This is a genomic window from Klebsiella sp. 54 (genome assembly GCF_018223875.1).
Classification (GTDB): Bacteria; Pseudomonadota; Gammaproteobacteria; order Enterobacterales; family Enterobacteriaceae; genus Klebsiella; species Klebsiella quasipneumoniae.
Map to the genome: position 1 here is coordinate 59403 of NZ_JAGRRA010000012.1, position 17360 is coordinate 76762.

18 protein-coding genes are annotated in these 17360 nt (G+C 56.8%); 6 read left to right on the forward strand and 12 right to left on the reverse strand.

Annotated elements, in window-relative coordinates:
• Window positions 1–18: 18 nt before the first annotated feature.
• The 3 genes from KHQ24_RS21315 to KHQ24_RS21325 all read right to left on the reverse strand — a co-directional run bounded on the left by KHQ24_RS21315 (window position 19) and on the right by KHQ24_RS21325 (window position 3892).
• Window positions 19–2142, reverse strand: coding sequence for an alpha-galactosidase (locus tag KHQ24_RS21315; protein ID WP_211777455.1), 2124 nt, complete (start codon window positions 2140–2142; stop codon window positions 19–21).
• Between the two features lie 115 nt (window positions 2143–2257).
• Window positions 2258–3253, reverse strand: a complete 996-nt coding sequence (locus KHQ24_RS21320; RefSeq protein WP_004203649.1) for a substrate-binding domain-containing protein — start codon at window positions 3251–3253, stop codon at window positions 2258–2260.
• 90 nt (window positions 3254–3343) lie between these two features.
• A complete protein-coding gene (locus KHQ24_RS21325) occupies window positions 3344–3892 on the reverse strand; it encodes a helix-turn-helix domain-containing protein (protein ID WP_002882865.1) in 549 nt (182 codons plus the stop codon).
• 99 nt (window positions 3893–3991) lie between these two features.
• Between KHQ24_RS21325 and KHQ24_RS21330 the strand changes: the two genes are divergently transcribed.
• Window positions 3992–4651: an AzlC family ABC transporter permease gene (locus KHQ24_RS21330; RefSeq protein WP_032431168.1), complete on the forward strand. Its 660-nt coding sequence runs from the start codon at window positions 3992–3994 to the stop codon at window positions 4649–4651.
• Complete coding sequence (locus KHQ24_RS21335) at window positions 4651–4974, forward strand: AzlD domain-containing protein (protein ID WP_004203647.1); 324 nt, start codon at window positions 4651–4653, stop codon at window positions 4972–4974. Before KHQ24_RS21330 ends, KHQ24_RS21335 begins: the two co-directional genes overlap by 1 nt.
• Here KHQ24_RS21335 and KHQ24_RS21340 read toward each other — a convergent pair.
• The 9 genes from KHQ24_RS21340 to fdhD all read right to left on the reverse strand — a co-directional run bounded on the left by KHQ24_RS21340 (window position 4971) and on the right by fdhD (window position 11398).
• On the reverse strand, window positions 4971–5564 hold the full coding sequence (locus KHQ24_RS21340; protein ID WP_004203646.1) for an AAA family ATPase: 594 nt from the start codon (window positions 5562–5564) through the stop codon (window positions 4971–4973). The two genes, KHQ24_RS21335 and KHQ24_RS21340, sit on opposite strands and share 4 nt — an antisense overlap.
• Complete coding sequence (locus KHQ24_RS21345) at window positions 5561–5998, reverse strand: PTS sugar transporter subunit IIA (protein WP_004203645.1); 438 nt, start codon at window positions 5996–5998, stop codon at window positions 5561–5563. Before KHQ24_RS21345 ends, KHQ24_RS21340 begins: the two co-directional genes overlap by 4 nt.
• A 9-nt stretch (window positions 5999–6007) precedes the next feature.
• Complete coding sequence (locus tag KHQ24_RS21350; RefSeq protein WP_017899833.1) at window positions 6008–6277, reverse strand: hypothetical protein; 270 nt, start codon at window positions 6275–6277, stop codon at window positions 6008–6010.
• Between the two features lie 59 nt (window positions 6278–6336).
• Entirely contained in the window at window positions 6337–7179 is an 843-nt protein-coding gene (locus tag KHQ24_RS21355) for a class II fructose-bisphosphate aldolase (RefSeq protein ID WP_025999201.1), read from the reverse strand.
• Entirely contained in the window at window positions 7166–8533 is a 1368-nt protein-coding gene (locus KHQ24_RS21360) for a PTS sugar transporter subunit IIC (RefSeq protein ID WP_004203642.1), read from the reverse strand. The genes KHQ24_RS21355 and KHQ24_RS21360 overlap by 14 nt, the downstream gene beginning before the upstream one ends.
• Window positions 8526–8840: a PTS sugar transporter subunit IIB gene (locus tag KHQ24_RS21365; RefSeq protein WP_211777456.1), complete on the reverse strand. Its 315-nt coding sequence runs from the start codon at window positions 8838–8840 to the stop codon at window positions 8526–8528. Before KHQ24_RS21365 ends, KHQ24_RS21360 begins: the two co-directional genes overlap by 8 nt.
• 11 nt (window positions 8841–8851) lie before the next feature.
• Entirely contained in the window at window positions 8852–9832 is a 981-nt protein-coding gene (locus tag KHQ24_RS21370) for a 6-phosphofructokinase (protein WP_004203638.1), read from the reverse strand.
• A 388-nt stretch (window positions 9833–10220) separates the two neighbouring features.
• Window positions 10221–10433 (reverse strand): YdgH/BhsA/McbA-like domain containing protein, encoded by a 213-nt coding sequence (locus tag KHQ24_RS21375; protein ID WP_004203637.1) that lies wholly within the window; start codon window positions 10431–10433, stop codon window positions 10221–10223.
• A 128-nt stretch (window positions 10434–10561) separates the two neighbouring features.
• The gene (gene fdhD, locus KHQ24_RS21380; protein ID WP_017899836.1) at window positions 10562–11398 is read right to left on the reverse strand and encodes a formate dehydrogenase accessory sulfurtransferase FdhD; all 837 of its coding nucleotides are present in this window, start codon (window positions 11396–11398) and stop codon (window positions 10562–10564) included.
• A gap of 156 nt (window positions 11399–11554) precedes the next feature.
• On the opposite strand from fdhD, the gene fdnG reads away from it, so the two are divergent.
• Genes fdnG through fdhE form a run of 4 tightly spaced genes read left to right on the forward strand, consistent with a single transcriptional unit; the run spans window position 11555 to window position 17078 of the window.
• Window positions 11555–14605, forward strand: coding sequence for a formate dehydrogenase-N subunit alpha (fdnG, locus tag KHQ24_RS21385; protein WP_085956538.1), 3051 nt, complete (start codon window positions 11555–11557; stop codon window positions 14603–14605).
• Window positions 14606–14617: 12 nt separating this feature from the next.
• Window positions 14618–15520: a formate dehydrogenase subunit beta gene (fdxH, locus tag KHQ24_RS21390; RefSeq protein ID WP_002882822.1), complete on the forward strand. Its 903-nt coding sequence runs from the start codon at window positions 14618–14620 to the stop codon at window positions 15518–15520.
• Window positions 15517–16152 (forward strand): formate dehydrogenase cytochrome b556 subunit, encoded by a 636-nt coding sequence (gene fdoI, locus KHQ24_RS21395; protein WP_004203632.1) that lies wholly within the window; start codon window positions 15517–15519, stop codon window positions 16150–16152. The genes fdxH and fdoI overlap by 4 nt, the downstream gene beginning before the upstream one ends.
• Window positions 16149–17078 (forward strand): formate dehydrogenase accessory protein FdhE, encoded by a 930-nt coding sequence (gene fdhE, locus KHQ24_RS21400; RefSeq protein WP_004203631.1) that lies wholly within the window; start codon window positions 16149–16151, stop codon window positions 17076–17078. Before fdoI ends, fdhE begins: the two co-directional genes overlap by 4 nt.
• The last annotated feature ends 282 nt before the right edge of the window (window positions 17079–17360 follow it).

Consider the following 17360-nt stretch of genomic DNA (forward strand, 5'->3'; position numbering starts at 1 on the left):
CGACGCGGCCCGATACCATCACACGCGTTGCAGGCCAATCAGAATGGCGCTTTCCGGGTCGAGGATGGGCAGCGCCAGCCCCGCCTGCTGTAGCCACTCACCGCTCACCGTCTGCGGCGTCGTCATCCATGCCGGCAGCTTCCGCATGGTGTGGCCGCCCTCGCCGGTGATCTGAATGTTCGGATGATCGAGGAGCGTCACCTGATAGCGGGCGCTCGCCTCCAACCCCGCCAGGCGTAGCGGCGCCATCAGGGTGTAGTCCGGCATCGCCAGCTGGCTGACGAGGAAAATCGCCTGCGCTTTATCCGGGCTGACGACGCCATGAGCAAGGGTGGTGGCGTCCGGCATATCCATCCGCCACTGCACGCCGTGATGGATCACGTCGCGCCACTGCTTATGCAGAGCCGCGTATTTCCTATACCCGGCGCGCTCTTCTTCATCGGCGCTCACCGGATCCAGCTCAAGCCCCATATGACCGAACAGCGCCGTCAGGCCGCGGAAGGCGATACTGTGCTGGCGGAAGGTGGCATGACAGTGGCGATTACCGATATGCGCGCCCATCACCTCCGGCGGGAAGAAGTAGCTCATGCCGCGCTGGATGGTGTTGCGCTCAAGGGCGTCATTGTTGTCAGAAGCCCAGAAGCGATGGCTGCGCTTGAGGACTTCATAATCGATACGACCGCCGCCGGAGGAGCAGGATTCAAATTCAATATGCGGGAAGCGGGCCACCAGCGTATCCAGCAGGCGGTAGAACTGGCGAGTCTGCGCATCGGCGGCGGCTTTGCCGTTATGGCCCGGCTGCACCAGCTCGCGGTTCATATCCCATTTCACGTAGTCCACCGCGTGTTCGCCCAGCAGCCAGCTCATCCGCTCCAGCAGATAATCAAAGGCTTCCGGAATATTCAGGTTCAGGACAAACTGATGACGCCCGGGAAGCGGCGTATAGCCCGGAAGCGCCAGCACCCAATCAGGGTGTGCCCGATACAGATCGGAATCCGGGTTAATCATCTCAGGCTCCACCCAGATACCGAACTCCATCCCCAGCGATTTCACGTGGTTGATAACCGGCGTCAGGCCGTGGGGGTATTTTTTCTCATCGAGATACCAGTCGCCGAGCGCCGCCCAGTCGTCGTTGCGTCCTTTAAACCAGCCGTCGTCAATGATAAAACGCTCCACGCCCAGGGCCGCCGCTTCATCCGCCATGCGCATGATGTAGTCCGGATCGTGGTCGAAATAGATCCCCTCCCAGGTGTTGAGATGCACCGGGCGCGGCTTGTTGCCCGGGAAGCGAATAATCCGTTCGCGCAGATAACGATGGAACTGCTGGCTCATGCCGTTCAGCCCGTTCGCCGAGTAGCTGGCATACAGGTAAGGCGTCCACAAGGTTTCCCCTTCCGCCAGCGCCATTTCGCCCGGCAGATAGAGCGCCTCGGCCTGCAGATAGCGGCGGCCATCGGTTTTCACCTCCGCCCGCAGGCGATGATTACCGCTCCAGGCCAGATGCACGCCCCAGACTTCACCCTGCATCTCGCTAAAGGCGTGGCTGCCGGTGATCAGGGCCGGGAAATGTTCGTGAGAGGTGCGCCCGCGGCGGTTCTCCAGCACAAAGCTGTCGTGCTCCAGGGTCAGGCGGTGAGGCTGAAACTCGCGGATCCAGCGGCCATGGAAAGCCATTACCTCACGAGCGCGTTCGGCGACCGGCAGCGTGACCGCCAGGCGATCCACCTGCCATGGGCTGACGCGCAGATTGGTCACGCCATGGCGCACGCTCAACACACCGCTGGCATCCAATGCGATCTCGCTGTACAAACGCAGGCCGGCATGCGGGTCTTCGCTGACCAGGGTTAGCGTCTGGCCCTCGTGCCGCACTTTGCTGGTGGCGAAAATCGGCGAGGCATCCAGCCCCTGGCGATGGCCTTCAATGCCCGGCGCGCCAAACAGACCATGGCCCAGTTCCGCCATTAAAGTGACCGGGGAATCGACATCGAGGCGGCCATTGGCGACCGGTCGCGTCAGGCTGTCGGCATCCTGCGGCGAAAAGTGGCTTAAATGCGGCCCCCAGTAGACAATTTCGGCGAAAGGGCGAGTTTTAATGACAACATCGGCACCGGCGCTTTGCAGGTGAATCAGCGAATCAGACATCAGACATCTCCATAACAAGGAATGTCTTACTGTTGATCCGAAACGTTTCGGATGCCAACCAAAACGTTTCGGATCCGTGATCGGCTTCAGAATTACGGGTTAAAAAGGGGTCAGGTCAGGCGGTTTCGCCGGGAATGAATTCGGGCTGCCAGAGCACCTGAAGCGAGGTCAGATCTTCGCCGGCAATTAAGCGGCGGACCATCGTGGCTATCTGGCGGCCCACCCCCTGTCGGGTGGATTGAACCACCGCGCCCACCGGGGTGTCGATGATGCTATCCTGCGGCAAACCGTCGTAGACCACCAGTGAGACGCGATCGGCGCCGGTAAGACGTCCGAGCTGAGCCAGGGCCATCGCCGCGCCGTCGCCATGGGTATTGCAGTCGGTGACAATCGCCGTTGGCGGTTCAGGCAAGCGCAGCAGCTCCATCGTTGCCTGAAACCCGCCGCGGCGGGTGGGCGGCACGCTGCGCAGCCAGGTTTCCGCCAGGCCCGCTTCGCGCAGCGCTTCCAGGTAACCGTTGCGGCGTTGGGTAATAAACGCCTGATTATTATTTTCGCTCAGCAGCGCGATGCGCCGGTGCCCCTGGCTAATCAGATGACGGGTGGCGCGATACGTGCCCGCCTGGTTATCGAAATCAAACCAGGCGTAGGGCTGCGGCAGGCGGCTACGGCCCAGCGCGAGAAAAGGAAAGCCGGAAGAGAGCAGCTGAATCAGGCGCGGGTCGTCGTCCAGGGTATGCGCGACGATCAGCGCATCGACGCGACGGCTCTGCACCATGCGCATATAGCCGTGTTTATCGGCCTGTTCATCATCGGCGATCAGCAGTAAATCAATCTCATAGCGCGCCAGCTCGTGGCTGATTTCTCCCACCATTTCGAGAAAGACGTTGTTATTCAGCGGCGCGGGGCGCACGGGGAAAACGAGGCCAACGGCGTCGATTTTGCCCATTTTCAGGCGACGCGCGAACGTGTTTGGCCGATATCCGCGACGCTGCGCTTCAGCCTCCACGCGAGCACGGGTCTCCTGCGACACATCATCATAGCCGTTTAACGCGCGGCTGACGGTCGTTACCGAGATCCCAAGTTCTTTAGCAATGGCTTTCAGCGACATAGGTATGCCTGTCTTCGCGGAAGAATGCGGCTAGTGTCCCGCAATACGGCTATGGCGTCCAGCGAGAGCGCGACGCCCGCCGGTGCGATGTCAGTTTTGCTCAGCGATCAGCAGGGCCTGCGTATCCGGCTCCAGGGCCTGAAACACATGCTCCTGATCCGCCGGATAGCAGATATAGTCGCCCTCGCCGAGCTCTTCCGGCGCCGACGTCAGCCCTACCCGCGCCCGCCCCTGGGTCACGATAATATGTTCCACCGAGCCTGGCGGATGCGGATGCGAAATGCGGTCGGCGCCGGGCTGGGTGAGCAGCAAATAGATGTCCCGACGCGCGCCGGGTGGACAGGCGGCCAGCAAAATAGCCTGATAGTTCGCCTGCTCCGCCACCACTTTTGTCCCCTCGCCGCGGCGGATCACCTGCGTTTTGTTCACCTGCGGCTCAAGCAGCCTGGCAAATGGAATATCCAGCGCTACGCAGAGCGACCACAGCGTTTCCAGACTCGGATTACCGTTGCCGGACTCCAGTTGCGATAGCGTGGATTTTGCGATACCCGCCCGACGCGCGACTTCCGCCAGCGAAAGCCCGGTCCGCGCCCGCTCCCGCACCAGACTTTTGGCGATAACGCTGATTGGCTGTGTCATACCCGCCCCTTGTTTTTTATATCGAACGATTTGTTCGCCTTGAAAAACGATCATTATGTGTTCATTATAATGGAAATTCGTTCGATATGGCTAAGGGATATGAAACAAACTCTCTCCAGTCTCAGCGGAGACACGATAAAAGCGATTGTTTTAGTTTGCCTCGCCGTCGGGGTGGTAGGCATGTCCTATGGGTCGCTGGCGGTGGCTTACGGCTTCCCCTTATGGGTGCCGCTCGTACTTTCGGTGTCCGTGCTGGCGGGCGCCTCTGAATTTATGTTTATCGGTATTGTCGCCAGCGGCGGTAGCCCGCTGGCCGCCGCCGCCGCCGGCCTGTTAGTCAACGCGCGCCATATCCCTTTCGGGGTGACCGTGCGCGAACTGGTTGGTCGGCGCGCCTTAAGCTTTATCGGGTGCCACATTATGAACGACGAGAGCGTGGTCTTTGGCTTGTCGCAGCCCACCCCCGCGCAGCGCAAAGCGGCCTACTGGCTGTGCGGCGCCGGCGTAGCGCTGATCTGGCCTTTGGGTACGCTCACCGGCGCCGCCGTCGGCAAACTGCTGCCGGCGCCGGAAACCATCGGGCTTGACGCGGTCTTCCCGGCAATCCTGCTGGCGCTGGTGATCCCGGCCTTTAAAAACCGTACCACGCTGATCCGCGCCGTCAGCGGCGCCGCGCTGGCGCTTGCTGCCGTGCCGTTTGCGCCTACCGGGCTGCCGGTGCTGCTCTCGTTGTTTGGTTTACTGTCGAGGAAAAAATAATGGGCAATATGACGCTGTTTATCGCCGGTATCGCCATCCTGTCGCTGGGAACCTATCTGATGCGTCTTGGCGGCGCGAAGCTTGGTAATCGGCTGGCATTTTCCGAGCGCTCGCAGGCGCTGCTTTCCGATGCGGCGACGGTGCTGCTTTTTTCCGTCGCCCTGGCCACCACTTTCTATGAAGGCGCGCATTTCGCCGGCATGGCGCGCGTTCTGGGCGTGGCTGTCGCTGTATTTCTCGCCTGGCGCAAGGTGCCGCTGATCGGCGTGATTATCGCCGCGGCGGTGGTGACGGCGCTGCTGCGGCTGGCGGGTATGTCCTAGGACGGGTAGGCGTAATTCGCCAAACCGGTGCGTTGTCCGCTAATTGTGCCTTCAAGCCAGTGAATAACCGCCGTTATCTCCAGCGGGCGCTGCTGGTCTATCGTCAGAAGGGGTCCTAAAGACATGGGCTGCGCACGCCCGGCCAGCTGGGCCAGCTCCGGCAGATACTCTTCGCCGGGGTGGCCCGGCGGCCGCGTCGCCAGCCGCGAGGCATAGCGCGCGACCGCCAGCTCGGGGGAGATATGGTTCCAGATCTCAATCACCTGCTCCACGCCCGCCTGCCGCAGCAATTTTTGCAAGGTCTCCCGGGGCTGAAAGCCGAACCAGGCGTCGATCAACCAAACCATGCTGGCAGGCGACGCGCCGACAATCGACCAGATCACCTCATACGCCGCACAGCCCAGCTGGCGATTCATTGGCCGGTCGACCGGGGCCAGACGCGCCATAAACGGCTCTTTGATGCCGTCGATCGTCAATACCGGCAGGCTGAAGGTCTCCGCCAGCAAACGGGTGATGGTACTCTTCCCCGAGGCCGGAATGCCGTTGATTAAAATAGCCGTTTTGCAGACTGGGGTCAGATGTCTGTTCATAGTAATGCGACAACCTCCTCCCGGCTGCGGGCCATCCGCAGTTTGGCCATCGTGTCATTGTTATCCAGCAGCGCGACGATGGAGCGGATCCCCTCCTCGATATGCGCATTGCTATCCCGGGCGCCAAACATAATGACAATGTCGGCTTTTTCACTGTCCGCAAAAGGAATCGGCTTTTCCAGCAGCACCAGGCTAAAGCAGTTGCGTCTGACGCCGCACTCGGGTCGGGCATGGGGGATGGCAATACCTTCATCGAAGACGTAATAGGCGCCATGGTTCAGGGTATTGTCGATCACCGCCTGGCTATATTCCGTCGAAATAAAGCCTTTTGCCTCCAGCGGGCGGGCAGCCAGCTTTATTACCCGCTGCCAGTCGGACTCCACAACGCCAACCTGAATGGCATCGGCCTCAATAAGCAGTTCTTTTATGGTCATTCTGTATTCCTAAATATTGCGGCGAATAATATTGCGTAAATTATCAATCTGCAGAAACAGCGTATCGATATCCTGCCGGTGGGTGGTGCTTTTGGCATATATCGATAGCGCCCGGTTGTAAGTCAGCATTAATGTTTTTTGCACCTCGCTATTGCCAGGCTGGCGCTGTAGTTCGCCTTCCAGTCTGGCAATTTCCTCCGCCAACTGACGGGACTGTTGATCATAATCCTGCAGCGGGGTTTGCTCTTTTTTCCACAACGTTTTCAATGATTCAAACATAGCAAGTTCCCTCCCTGGCGGAAGACAGGGCAATGAAATAGAGAGTGAAGGAGAAAACGTTATTTAAATAACGCCATTTTTTCCATTAAGACATCAGTGACCGCCTGGTTGGCGGGAATTAAGAATTTCCGTACGCTGTCATTCACCTTCCCTTTCTCAAACGTCGTTTTACAGCGGTCAACCCACTGCACGTTCATTTCCGTCCCGACGTTCACTTTATTAATCCCTTCGGTGACGGCCAGCCGCATATCCTCATCGCTGACGCCGGTACCGCCATGCAGCACCAGCGGCACGCCGGTCGCCGCGCTAATCTGTTTCAGCCGCTGGTGCTGTATCTGCGCTTTACCGGTGTAGAGGCCATGCACGGTGCCTACCGAAACGGCCAGCATATCGACCTGGGTCTCCTCCACAAAGCGTTTCGCATCTTCGACGGTGGTAAAACAGATATCTTCCGCCGCCACCGCTTTTCCATCCTCTGACCCGCCGATCGCCCCCAGCTCACCTTCTACCGTAATATTCCGCGGCCGGGCCATTTCCACCACAATCCGCGTGTTACCGATATTTTCCTCGAGGCTTAAGTGTGAGCCGTCGTACATCACCGACGAAAAGCCCGCGTTCATTGCCGTCTCGATGGCCTTAATATCTGAGCAGTGGTCAAGATGCAGACAGGCTGGAATATTTTCACTGTCCGCTAATGAACGCACGGCGTCGACCAGCAAACGATAGCCGAGGTACTCCGCGGTCCCGGTTGAAATTTGGATCATTAACGGGCTGTGGCTGTTTTGCGCGGCTTTGAAAAACGCCGGCAGCATCTCAATACAGTGCAAGTTAAACGAGCCAATCGCTTTAAAATTTCTCGCTTGGGCAATTTTTAAAATCTCATTGAAATTATACAGACTCATGAACATTTTCCCCTTTCGGCTTAGCGGATTTCCCGTTGACAAACCATGCCAGTGCGGCGACAAACACAATAAATAAGGCGACAAAGAGCCAGTTATTCTGGAAGGCGTGGCCTAATACCAGACCCGAGCTGATGACGTCAGAGTCGCTGAAGGTGACGCCCGTAAAGCCATAGCTCTCCAGCATGGGCACCAGAATGGCCGGCAGAAACGTGATAAACAGGCCGTGAATAACCCCGCCGATCATCGCCCCGCGGCGTCCGCCCAGCGCGTTGCCAAAAACCCCTGCCGTGCCGCCGGCGAAAAAGTTGGTTAACAGCCCGGGGAGGATCATCGCCAGACCGAACATCGGGAAAACCAGCATGCCGATAATCGAGCCGACGGTCGTCGCCAGAAATCCGACAATCACCGCATTCGGCGCATAAGGAAACAGTACCGGGCAATCAAGAGCCGGCTTCGCATCCGGGACAATACGCATCGCGATACCGCGAAAGGCCGGCACCAGCTCATTGAGCAATAAACGCACGCCGCTATAGAGGACAAAGACCCCGGCGACAAACTGAATGGACTGCATAAAGGCATACATCAGGTAGTTAATCCCGCCGGAGAACTGCGCGATGTACTGAGGGCCCGCCGCGATAGCCGGGATGAGATACATCGGCACCATCACCACCGCCATGGCCAGATAGGTATCCTGCAGAAACTTAAAGTTATCAGGCAGCTCGAGATCTTCCGTGGAGCGGGAGCCTTTGCCGACGACCTTTGCGACGGCGGCCTGCACCAGATAACCGATGGTACAGAAGTGCCCCAGGGCCACGTCGTCAGATCCGGTAATGCGCCTGACCACCGGCTGCGCCAGGGCCGGCATTAACACCGCCATCACGCCGCCGAAGATGCCCCCGGTTAAAATCAGCGGTACGCCAGTGAGCCCGGACTTATAGCCAATCACGGCGCCGATCGTCGCCATCCACAGCAGCGCCTGGCCGGTCAGGAAAATATATTTAAGCGGCGTCAGACGGGCGATAATAATATTGACGGCAAAGATCACCAGCAGCGTCAGCGCCACTTCCGAACCTAATTCCCGATTCGCTAACCCGGCGATGGCGGCCACATCGGTAATATAGCCTTTCATGCCAAATCCCTGGGTGAAGATATCGTTCAGAAAGGTTAGCGTGGCGACAATGATGTTGATCCCCGCCATCATAATTAAGAAGCCAAGCAGCGTTTTAAACGTCCCTTCCGCGGTTTTGCCCGGCGATTTCTTTTGCAGGATCAGGCCAAGCATGGCAATAAAAGCAATAAGAATGGATGCCTGGCCAAGTAAATCCTTAACGATAAACGCAACGAAGCTATTCATAATCAGCCACCTTCAGATGACGTTCATTTAAGAATGCGACGATCTTGGTTTCAATTTCCTCTTTATCCGTAAGCTTATTGAGCACCACGACGCGTTTAATTTCCTCTTCAGTAGCATCGGCGGTTAAGATGTCGGCAAAGGTTTTTTGCGTCAAAATCATATCCGATTTAAAGGCTCCGGCTTCGGATACGGTGGTGTGTTCAATATGAGCGGGAATTTCCAGTTTTTTTAAAACTGCCTTCGCCGTCATTTCAATGGCAAAGCTTGAACCGAGGCCGCAGCCACATACGCATAAAATTTTCAGCATGGAGGGTCTCCTCAAATAATATTGAGTTGCTTGGCAAGTTTATAATGATGTCCTTCAGTATCGACCAGACGTTTTTTCATACTGACTAAATCAATCGGAATAGGTTTGTTACTGGAATTAATTATTATGGCTTTATTTTTCATACCTGACTGAATACAGCGAACCACTTCACTGGCCATAATGGTGCCCTGATAAATCTCTTCACAGGTCGGGTCACCGCTGCGTAGGCCATAACCGACAATCGTTTTACGGATTCGGACGCCGATTTGCGGTTCCAGCTGTTTGATCATGGTATCAATGGCTCCCTGAAAGCCGGGAGAGTATTCTTTGGTGTAGCCTTCTGAGCAGAGGATAACGACGCTGTTCTGCGTGCTCAGCTTCCGGGTAATCCGCTCCGCAAGCATGGCCAGCGGCATCTGCGCCTCCGGGATCAGGGCAATATCCGCATTGCATTTAATGGCGGACTGTAACGTTAATTCTCCACAATAACCTCCTAATATCTCAACCATAAAAACCCGCCCCGGCAGCGCTCTTCCGGTATTTCTTAAACGGGAGACTTCTTTAATAATCTGCTCGCAGGCCGTGGAAAAACCAATCGTATAATCACTGCCATACACGTCATTATCGATAGTCATTCCCACGCCAAAGCAATTAATATCAAATTCACTTAGGGTATTGAGAAACTGCAGGCTGCCGTCCCCCCCGGCCATAATAAGCACGTCAATACGCAGCGATTTCAGTTTTTTAGCAATCATTTCATATTCGCTGCGCTGTAGTTTGCGACTGGTTCGTCCGGAGGTAATGATCGGCACCGCGGTAATGGAGAAATCAACCAGATCGCGCCACGCGATATCCTGATGATTTTTCTCCAGCAGGCCAGGAATACCGCCATTAAACAGCGTGATGTCGGCATCAGCCTGCCTGGCAATCTGGAATATAAAATTATTCATTCCCGAAACATCCCCGCCGCTAATAACGATGCCAATTTTCATGACGCCTCCTCGCTCATTTGCCTGACGACATTTTTCCCTGACTGCAAGACTTGTATTTGCAATGGAGATCACATAATGCGTATTAAATTACGTACATGAATAGTTGACAGTCGCAACGGCGGGCTTATTTTTGTGACAAAGATCACACATGCGAAGCGTGTTCTTCATCGCTTTTCCTTTTTAATATCTTTATATTTCATAGCGTTAAAATATCGAGATATTCAACAATGAAGATGTTTCATTGGCGGTAATAATGGGGAGTTAAGAAAAGAACGGAAACGTGAGTACTGCCACATTTTTTTCGCGGCGGTGGGGAATAGTGACTGTTTTTTGCCGAAACGGAAACAAAAAAGCGCCCTGAGGCGCTCTTTCGACAGTAGCGTTACGCTTATTTGTTCAGTTCGGCAGTCATATGCACGCGGTTGCCGGTAAACGCTTCGGTAATTTTGTAAGACGACGCGCCTGCTGCCTGGGCCTGTGCGGCGATTTTCGCTTCCGCGCCGTCCATCGTTGCAGCGGTAGCGGTGACGGTTTCAGCGGCGAAGGAAGCAAAAGAGGCGGCCATAGCGATTACTGCGACAAAAGTTTTGATGCTTTTCATGATATAAACCCTTTCATTTAGTTGTTTAGATAAGGCGTTGTGCCTTGATGTGTTAAATAGTAGCCCGCACATCACCAAACAAAAAGCGGAAGGATTTGCTGTCATTATTCAAATTTACTGATCAACTTTTAACCCGCGATCAAACGCTGCGGGTGGGTGTAGATCGTCGCCCTGCCCGGCTTGCAAAAGCCCACCAGCGTCAGGTTGCAGCGCTCGGCGACCTCCACCGCTAAGGTGGTGGCTGCTGATACCGCGAACAGGATCTCGACCCCGCACATCGCGGCTTTCTGCACCATTTCATAGCTGGCGCGGCTGGAGACCAGCGCGGCGCCCTGCTGCCAGCCCTCGCCGATTTCCGCCCGCCGGCCCAGCAGTTTATCCAGCGCCACATGCCGGCCGACGTCTTCAAAACCTCCCGCCAGTTCGCCCGTCGACCGGACCCAGGCGGCCGCGTGGGTACAGCCGGTGAGTCGGCCGACCGGTTGAAAGTCGTTAAGATGCGCCAGGGCCTGGTCGAGATTGGCGATATCGAACGTCTGAGTGAACGGCAGCGGTTGAACCGGCTTACCAATATCATTGAGCTGCTCGACGCCGCAGACCCCGCAGCCGGTGCGCCCGGCCAGCGCGCGACGCCGGGCTTTGAGCCCCATAAAACGCCGGCTGGAGAGTTCAATCTGCACCTCAAGGCCGTTGCATACCGACACCACGTCCATGCCGAAAATCTCCCGCCGATGCTCAATAATCCCTTCGGATAAGGAGAAGCCGACGGCGAACTGCTCCAGGTCTTTCGGCGTGGCCATCATCACCACGTGGGAGATACCGTTGTAGACCAGCGCGACCGGTACCTCTTCCGCTAACTCATCTGGCTGAGGATGTTGCAGATCCTCGCGCTTCCAGAGGGAGACCTGGCGATATCCTGTGACATTCGTCACATTTTCGATTTGTTCGAGAGGCTTCTTGTTCACTTTGCTTTAACCGTATTGGAACAGGCATACACACATTGTGGTATTCTGTTTTTATCCCTTCAGGAATGAGGGAAATATGCCCTAATTCTGAACCTTTGCGGCTCTCACCGCAAAGCAAATAACTACATGTGACAATGTCGAAACAAGGAGCGAACCATGCAGGTCAGCAGAAGGCAGTTCTTTAAGATCTGCGCTGGCGGTATGGCGGGAACCACGGCAGCAGCGCTGGGCTTTGCCCCGGCGACTGCGCTCGCGGAGACACGGCAGTACAAATTGCTGCGCACGCGCGAAACCCGTAACACCTGCACATACTGTTCTGTCGGCTGTGGGCTGTTGATGTATAGCCTCGGCGACGGCGCGAAAAACGCCAAAGCATCCATTTTCCATATCGAAGGCGATCCGGATCATCCGGTCAACCGTGGTGCGCTCTGTCCGAAAGGGGCTGGTCTGGTGGACTTTATCCATTCTGAAAGCCGCCTGAAATTCCCGGAATATCGCGCGCCAGGCTCCGATAAATGGCAGCAAATCAGCTGGGACGAAGCGTTCGATCGCATCGCCAAGCTGATGAAAGAGGACCGCGACGCCAACTTTATCGCGCAAAACGACGCTGGCACCACCGTCAACCGCTGGTTGACCACCGGGATGCTGTGCGCCTCCGCCTCCAGTAACGAAACCGGCTATTTAACGCAAAAATTCACCCGCGCCCTCGGGATGCTGGCGGTGGATAACCAGGCGCGTGTCTGACACGGACCAACGGTAGCAAGTCTTGCTCCAACATTTGGTCGCGGTGCGATGACCAACCACTGGGTGGATATTAAGAACGCCAACCTGATCGTGGTGATGGGCGGTAACGCCGCTGAAGCGCATCCGGTGGGATTCCGCTGGGCGATGGAAGCCAAAATCCATAACGGTGCCAAACTCATCGTTATCGATCCGCGCTTCACGCGTACAGCGTCGGTGGCTGATTTCTATACCCCGATTCGTTCCGGTACCGACATTACCTTCCTGTCGGGCGTGATCCTGTATCTGCTGAATAACGAAAAATTCAACCGCGAATACACCGAAGCCTACACCAACGCCAGCCTGATCGTGCGTGAGGACTACAGCTTCGACGACGGGCTGTTCAGCGGCTATAACGCAGAAAAACGCCAGTACGACAAAACCAGCTGGAACTATGAGCTGGACGAAAACGGCTTCGCCAAACGCGATACTACGCTGCAGCATCCGCGCTGCGTCTGGAACCTGCTGAAGCAGCACGTTTCCCGTTATACCCCGGATGTGGTCGAAAACATCTGTGGTACGCCGAAGGCCGACTTCCTCAAAGTCTGTGAATACATTGCTGAAACCAGCGCGCCGGATAAGACCGCGTCGTTCCTGTACGCTCTCGGCTGGACCCAGCACTCCATCGGCGCGCAGAACATCCGCACCATGGCGATGATCCAGCTACTGCTGGGCAACATGGGGATGGCGGGCGGCGGCGTCAACGCCCTGCGCGGCCACTCCAATATCCAGGGTCTGACCGACCTCGGCCTGCTCTCCACCAGCCTGCCAGGCTACATGTCGCTGCCGAACGAAAAACAGGCCGACCTGCAGACCTACCTGACGGCTAACACGCCGAAGCCGCTGCTGAAAGACCAGGTCAACTACTGGGGCAACTATCCGAAGTTCTTCGTCTCCATGATGAAAGCCTTCTTCGGCGATAAAGCGACAGCAGAAAACAGCTGGGGCTTTGACTGGCTGCCGAAATGGGACAAGAGCTACGACGTTCTGCAGTACTTCGAGATGATGAATCAGGGAAAAGTGAATGGCTATATTTGCCAGGGCTTTAACCCGGTCGCCTCGTTCCCGAACAAAAACAAGGTCGTCGCTTCCCTGTCGAAGCTGAAGTTCCTCGTGACCATCGACCCGCTCAATACCGAAACGTCCACCTTCTGGCAAAACCACGGTGAGTCGAACGATGTTGACCCGTCGAAAATCCAGACCGAAGTGTTCCGTCTGCCGTCCACCTGCTTCGCCGAAGAGAATGGGTCTATCGTCAACTCCGGCCGCTGGCTGCAGTGGCATTGGAAAGGCGCGGACGCCCCGGGGATCGCTGTCACCGATGGTGAAATCCTCGCCGGTATCTTTACGCGCCTGCGTAAGATGTATGCCGAAGAGGGTGGCCCGGCGCCAGAGCCAGTTCTCAACATGACGTGGAACTACTCCACGCCACACGAGCCGGCGTCAGAAGAAGTGGCGATGGAGAGCAACGGTAAAGCGCTGGCGGATATTACCGACCCGGCAACCGGCGCGGTGATCGTCAAGAAAGGCCAGCAGCTGAGCTCCTTCGCACAGCTACGCGACGACGGCACGACTTCCAGCGGCTGCTGGATCTTCGCCGGAAGCTGGACGCCGGAAGGTAACCAGATGGCGCGCCGGGATAACGCCGATCCGTCAGGCCTCGGCAATACGCTGGGCTGGGCATGGGCATGGCCGCTCAACCGCCGCATCCTGTATAACCGCGCCTCCGCGGACCCGCAGGGTAAACCGTGGGATCCGAAGCGTCAGTTGCTGAAGTGGGACGGCGCGAAATGGGGCGGCGTGGATATTCCGGACTACAGCGCCGCTGCGCCTGGCAGCGACGTCGGTCCGTTTATCATGCAGCCGGAAGGGATGGGCCGTCTGTTCGCTATCGATAAGATGGCGGAAGGACCGTTCCCGGAACACTACGAGCCGTTTGAAACGCCGCTCGGGACTAACCCGCTGCACCCGAACGTGGTCTCTAACCCGGCCGCTCGCGTCTTCAAAGGCGATCTCGAGCAGATGGGCAAAGCGGAGAAATTCCCGTACGTCGGCACCACTTATCGCCTGACTGAGCACTTCCACTACTGGACCAAGCACGCGCTGCTTAACGCCATCGCGCAGCCGGAGCAGTTTGTGGAGATCGGTGAAAAACTGGCGAATAAACTCGGCATCAGCCATGGCGATACCGTCAAGGTCTCCTCCAACCGCGGCTACATTAAGGCCAAGGCGGTGGTGACCAAACGTATTCGCACGCTAAAAGTTGACGGTAAGGATATCGATACCATCGGCATTCCTATTCACTGGGGCTATGAGGGCGTGGCGAAAAAAGGCTTTATTGCCAATACCCTGACGCCGTTCGTCGGTGATGCGAATACGCAGACGCCGGAGTTCAAAGCTTTCCTCGTGAACGTGGAAAAGGTGTAACGGAGACGACTTATGGCTTATCAATCGCAAGATATTATTCGTCGTTCCGCGACTAACGGTTTCACCCCCGCGCCTCAGGCGCGGGACCACCAGCAGGAGGTGGCGAAGCTTATCGACGTCACCACCTGTATCGGCTGCAAAGCCTGTCAGGTGGCCTGCTCCGAATGGAACGATATTCGTGATGAAGTCGGTCACAACGTTGGGGTGTATGACAACCCGGCGGACCTGACCGCCAAGTCATGGACGGTGATGCGCTTCTCGGAAGTGGAGCAAAACGACAAGCTTGAATGGCTCATCCGCAAGGATGGCTGCATGCATTGCGCCGATCCGGGCTGCCTGAAGGCCTGCCCGTCAGAAGGCGCGATCATTCAGTACGCCAACGGCATCGTCGATTTCCAGTCCGAGCAGTGCATCGGCTGCGGTTACTGTATCGCCGGCTGTCCGTTCGATGTACCGCGTCTGAACCCGGAAGACAACCGCGTCTACAAATGTACCCTGTGCGTAGACCGCGTCACCGTCGGCCAGGAACCGGCCTGCGTGAAAACCTGCCCGACCGGCGCCATCCACTTTGGCTCCAAAGAGGATATGAAAACGCTGGCCGGCGAGCGCGTAGCTGAACTGAAAACCCGCGGTTACGACAATGCGGGCCTGTACGATCCGGCCGGCGTCGGCGGTACCCACGTCATGTACGTGCTGCACCATGCCGATAAGCCGAATCTGTACCACGGCCTGCCGGAAAACCCGGAGATCAGCCAGACCGTCAAGTTCTGGAAAGGCATCTGGAAACCGCTGGCGGCCGTCGGCTTCGCCGCGACCTTCGCAGCCAGTATCTTCCACTACGTCGGCGTCGGTCCGAACCGCGCGGAAGAGGAAGAGGACAACCTGCATGAAGAGAAAGACGAGGTGCGCAAATGAAAAGACGTGACACCATCGTGCGCTACACGGCGCCGGAACGCATCAACCACTGGGTCACCGCCTTCTGCTTCATCCTGGCGGCGGTAAGCGGGTTAGGCTTTTTCTTCCCGTCCTTTAACTGGCTGATGCATATCCTCGGCACGCCGCAGCTGGCGCGAATTCTCCACCCGTTCGTCGGGGTGGTGATGTTCGCGTCGTTCATCATCATGTTTTTCCGTTACTGGCACCACAACCTAATCAATCGGGATGATATCTTTTGGGCGAAGAATATTCGTAAGATCGTCGTCAACGAGGAGGTGGGCGATACCGGACGCTATAATTTCGGCCAGAAATGCGTATTCTGGGCGGCGATTATCTTCCTGGTACTGCTGCTGGTGAGCGGTGTGATCATCTGGCGTCCGTATTTTGCGCCGGCTTTCTCAATCCCGGTGATCCGATTTGCGCTGATGCTGCATTCATTTGCCGCAGTGGCGTTAATTGTGGTTATCATGGTGCATATCTACGCCGCCCTCTGGGTGAAAGGCACCATTACCGCGATGGTGGAAGGCTGGGTCACCAGTACGTGGGCGAAGAAACATCACCCGCGCTGGTACCGAGAGGTCCGCCAGAAACAGGAAAAGTCATCTGAATGAGTATTCGCATAATCCCGCAAGACGAGCTGGGTTCGAGCGAGAAACGCACGGCGGAAGCAATTCCGCCGCTACTGTTCCCCAGGCTGAAAAATCTGTATAACCGCCGCGCTGAACGTCTGCGCGAGCTGGCCGCCAATAACCCGCTGGGCGATTACCTGCGCTTTGCCGCGCTGATCGCCCATGCCCAGGAAGTGGTGCTGTACGACCATCCGCTGCAGATGGATCTCACCGCCCGTATTAAAGCGGCCAGCGAACAGGGCAAGCCGCCGCTGGATATCCACGTCCTGCCGCGCGACAAACACTGGCACAAGCTGCTGCACTCGCTGATTGCCGAGCTGAAGCCGGAGATGAGCGGCCCAGCGCTGGCGGTCATTGAAAATCTGGAAAAAGCCTCTGAGCAGGAGCTGGAGCAGATGGCCAGCGCGCTGTTTGCTTCCGACTTCGCCTCGGTCAGCAGCGATAAAGCGCCGTTCATCTGGGCCGCGCTGTCGCTCTACTGGGCGCAGATGGCCAGCCTGATTCCCGGGAAAGCGCGCGCTGAATACGGCGAACAGCGCCAGTTCTGCCCGGTGTGCGGCTCGATGCCGGTCTCCAGCATCGTGCAGATCGGCACCACCCAGGGGCTGCGCTATCTGCACTGCAATCTGTGCGAAACCGAGTGGCACGTGGTACGCGTCAAATGTAGCAACTGCGAACAGAGCCGCGATCTGCACTACTGGTCGCTGGACAACGAGCAGGCTGCGGTGAAAGCCGAAAGCTGTGGCGACTGCGGAACTTACCTGAAGATTATGTATCAGGAGAAGGATCCGAAAGTCGAAGCCGTCGCCGACGATTTGGCATCCCTGGTGCTTGACGCCCGCATGGAGCAGGAAGGCTTCGCCAGAAGCTCAATTAACCCGTTCATGTTCCCCGGCGAAGGGGAATAAGTTCTGCGCTCCTATAACGGGCGACTCAGGTCGCTCGTTATCATTCATACGGTGTGAACACGCCGGAAATGCTCTCCTTAGCCCGTTTCTGCTTCTCCAGATATTGTTCAACTTTTAGGGTGCTGTTCAGAAGGACAAGGTATTACGGCGCACCGGATAACGAGCAAATTACACCTGATAAAAACGAAGAAAAAGCAGATCTTTGCTGAGAAATACGCTTCTGCGAGCCGCTTTCCACAATGCGATCGCGGCTTTATTCGGTATATCTTTTTCGCAATAACC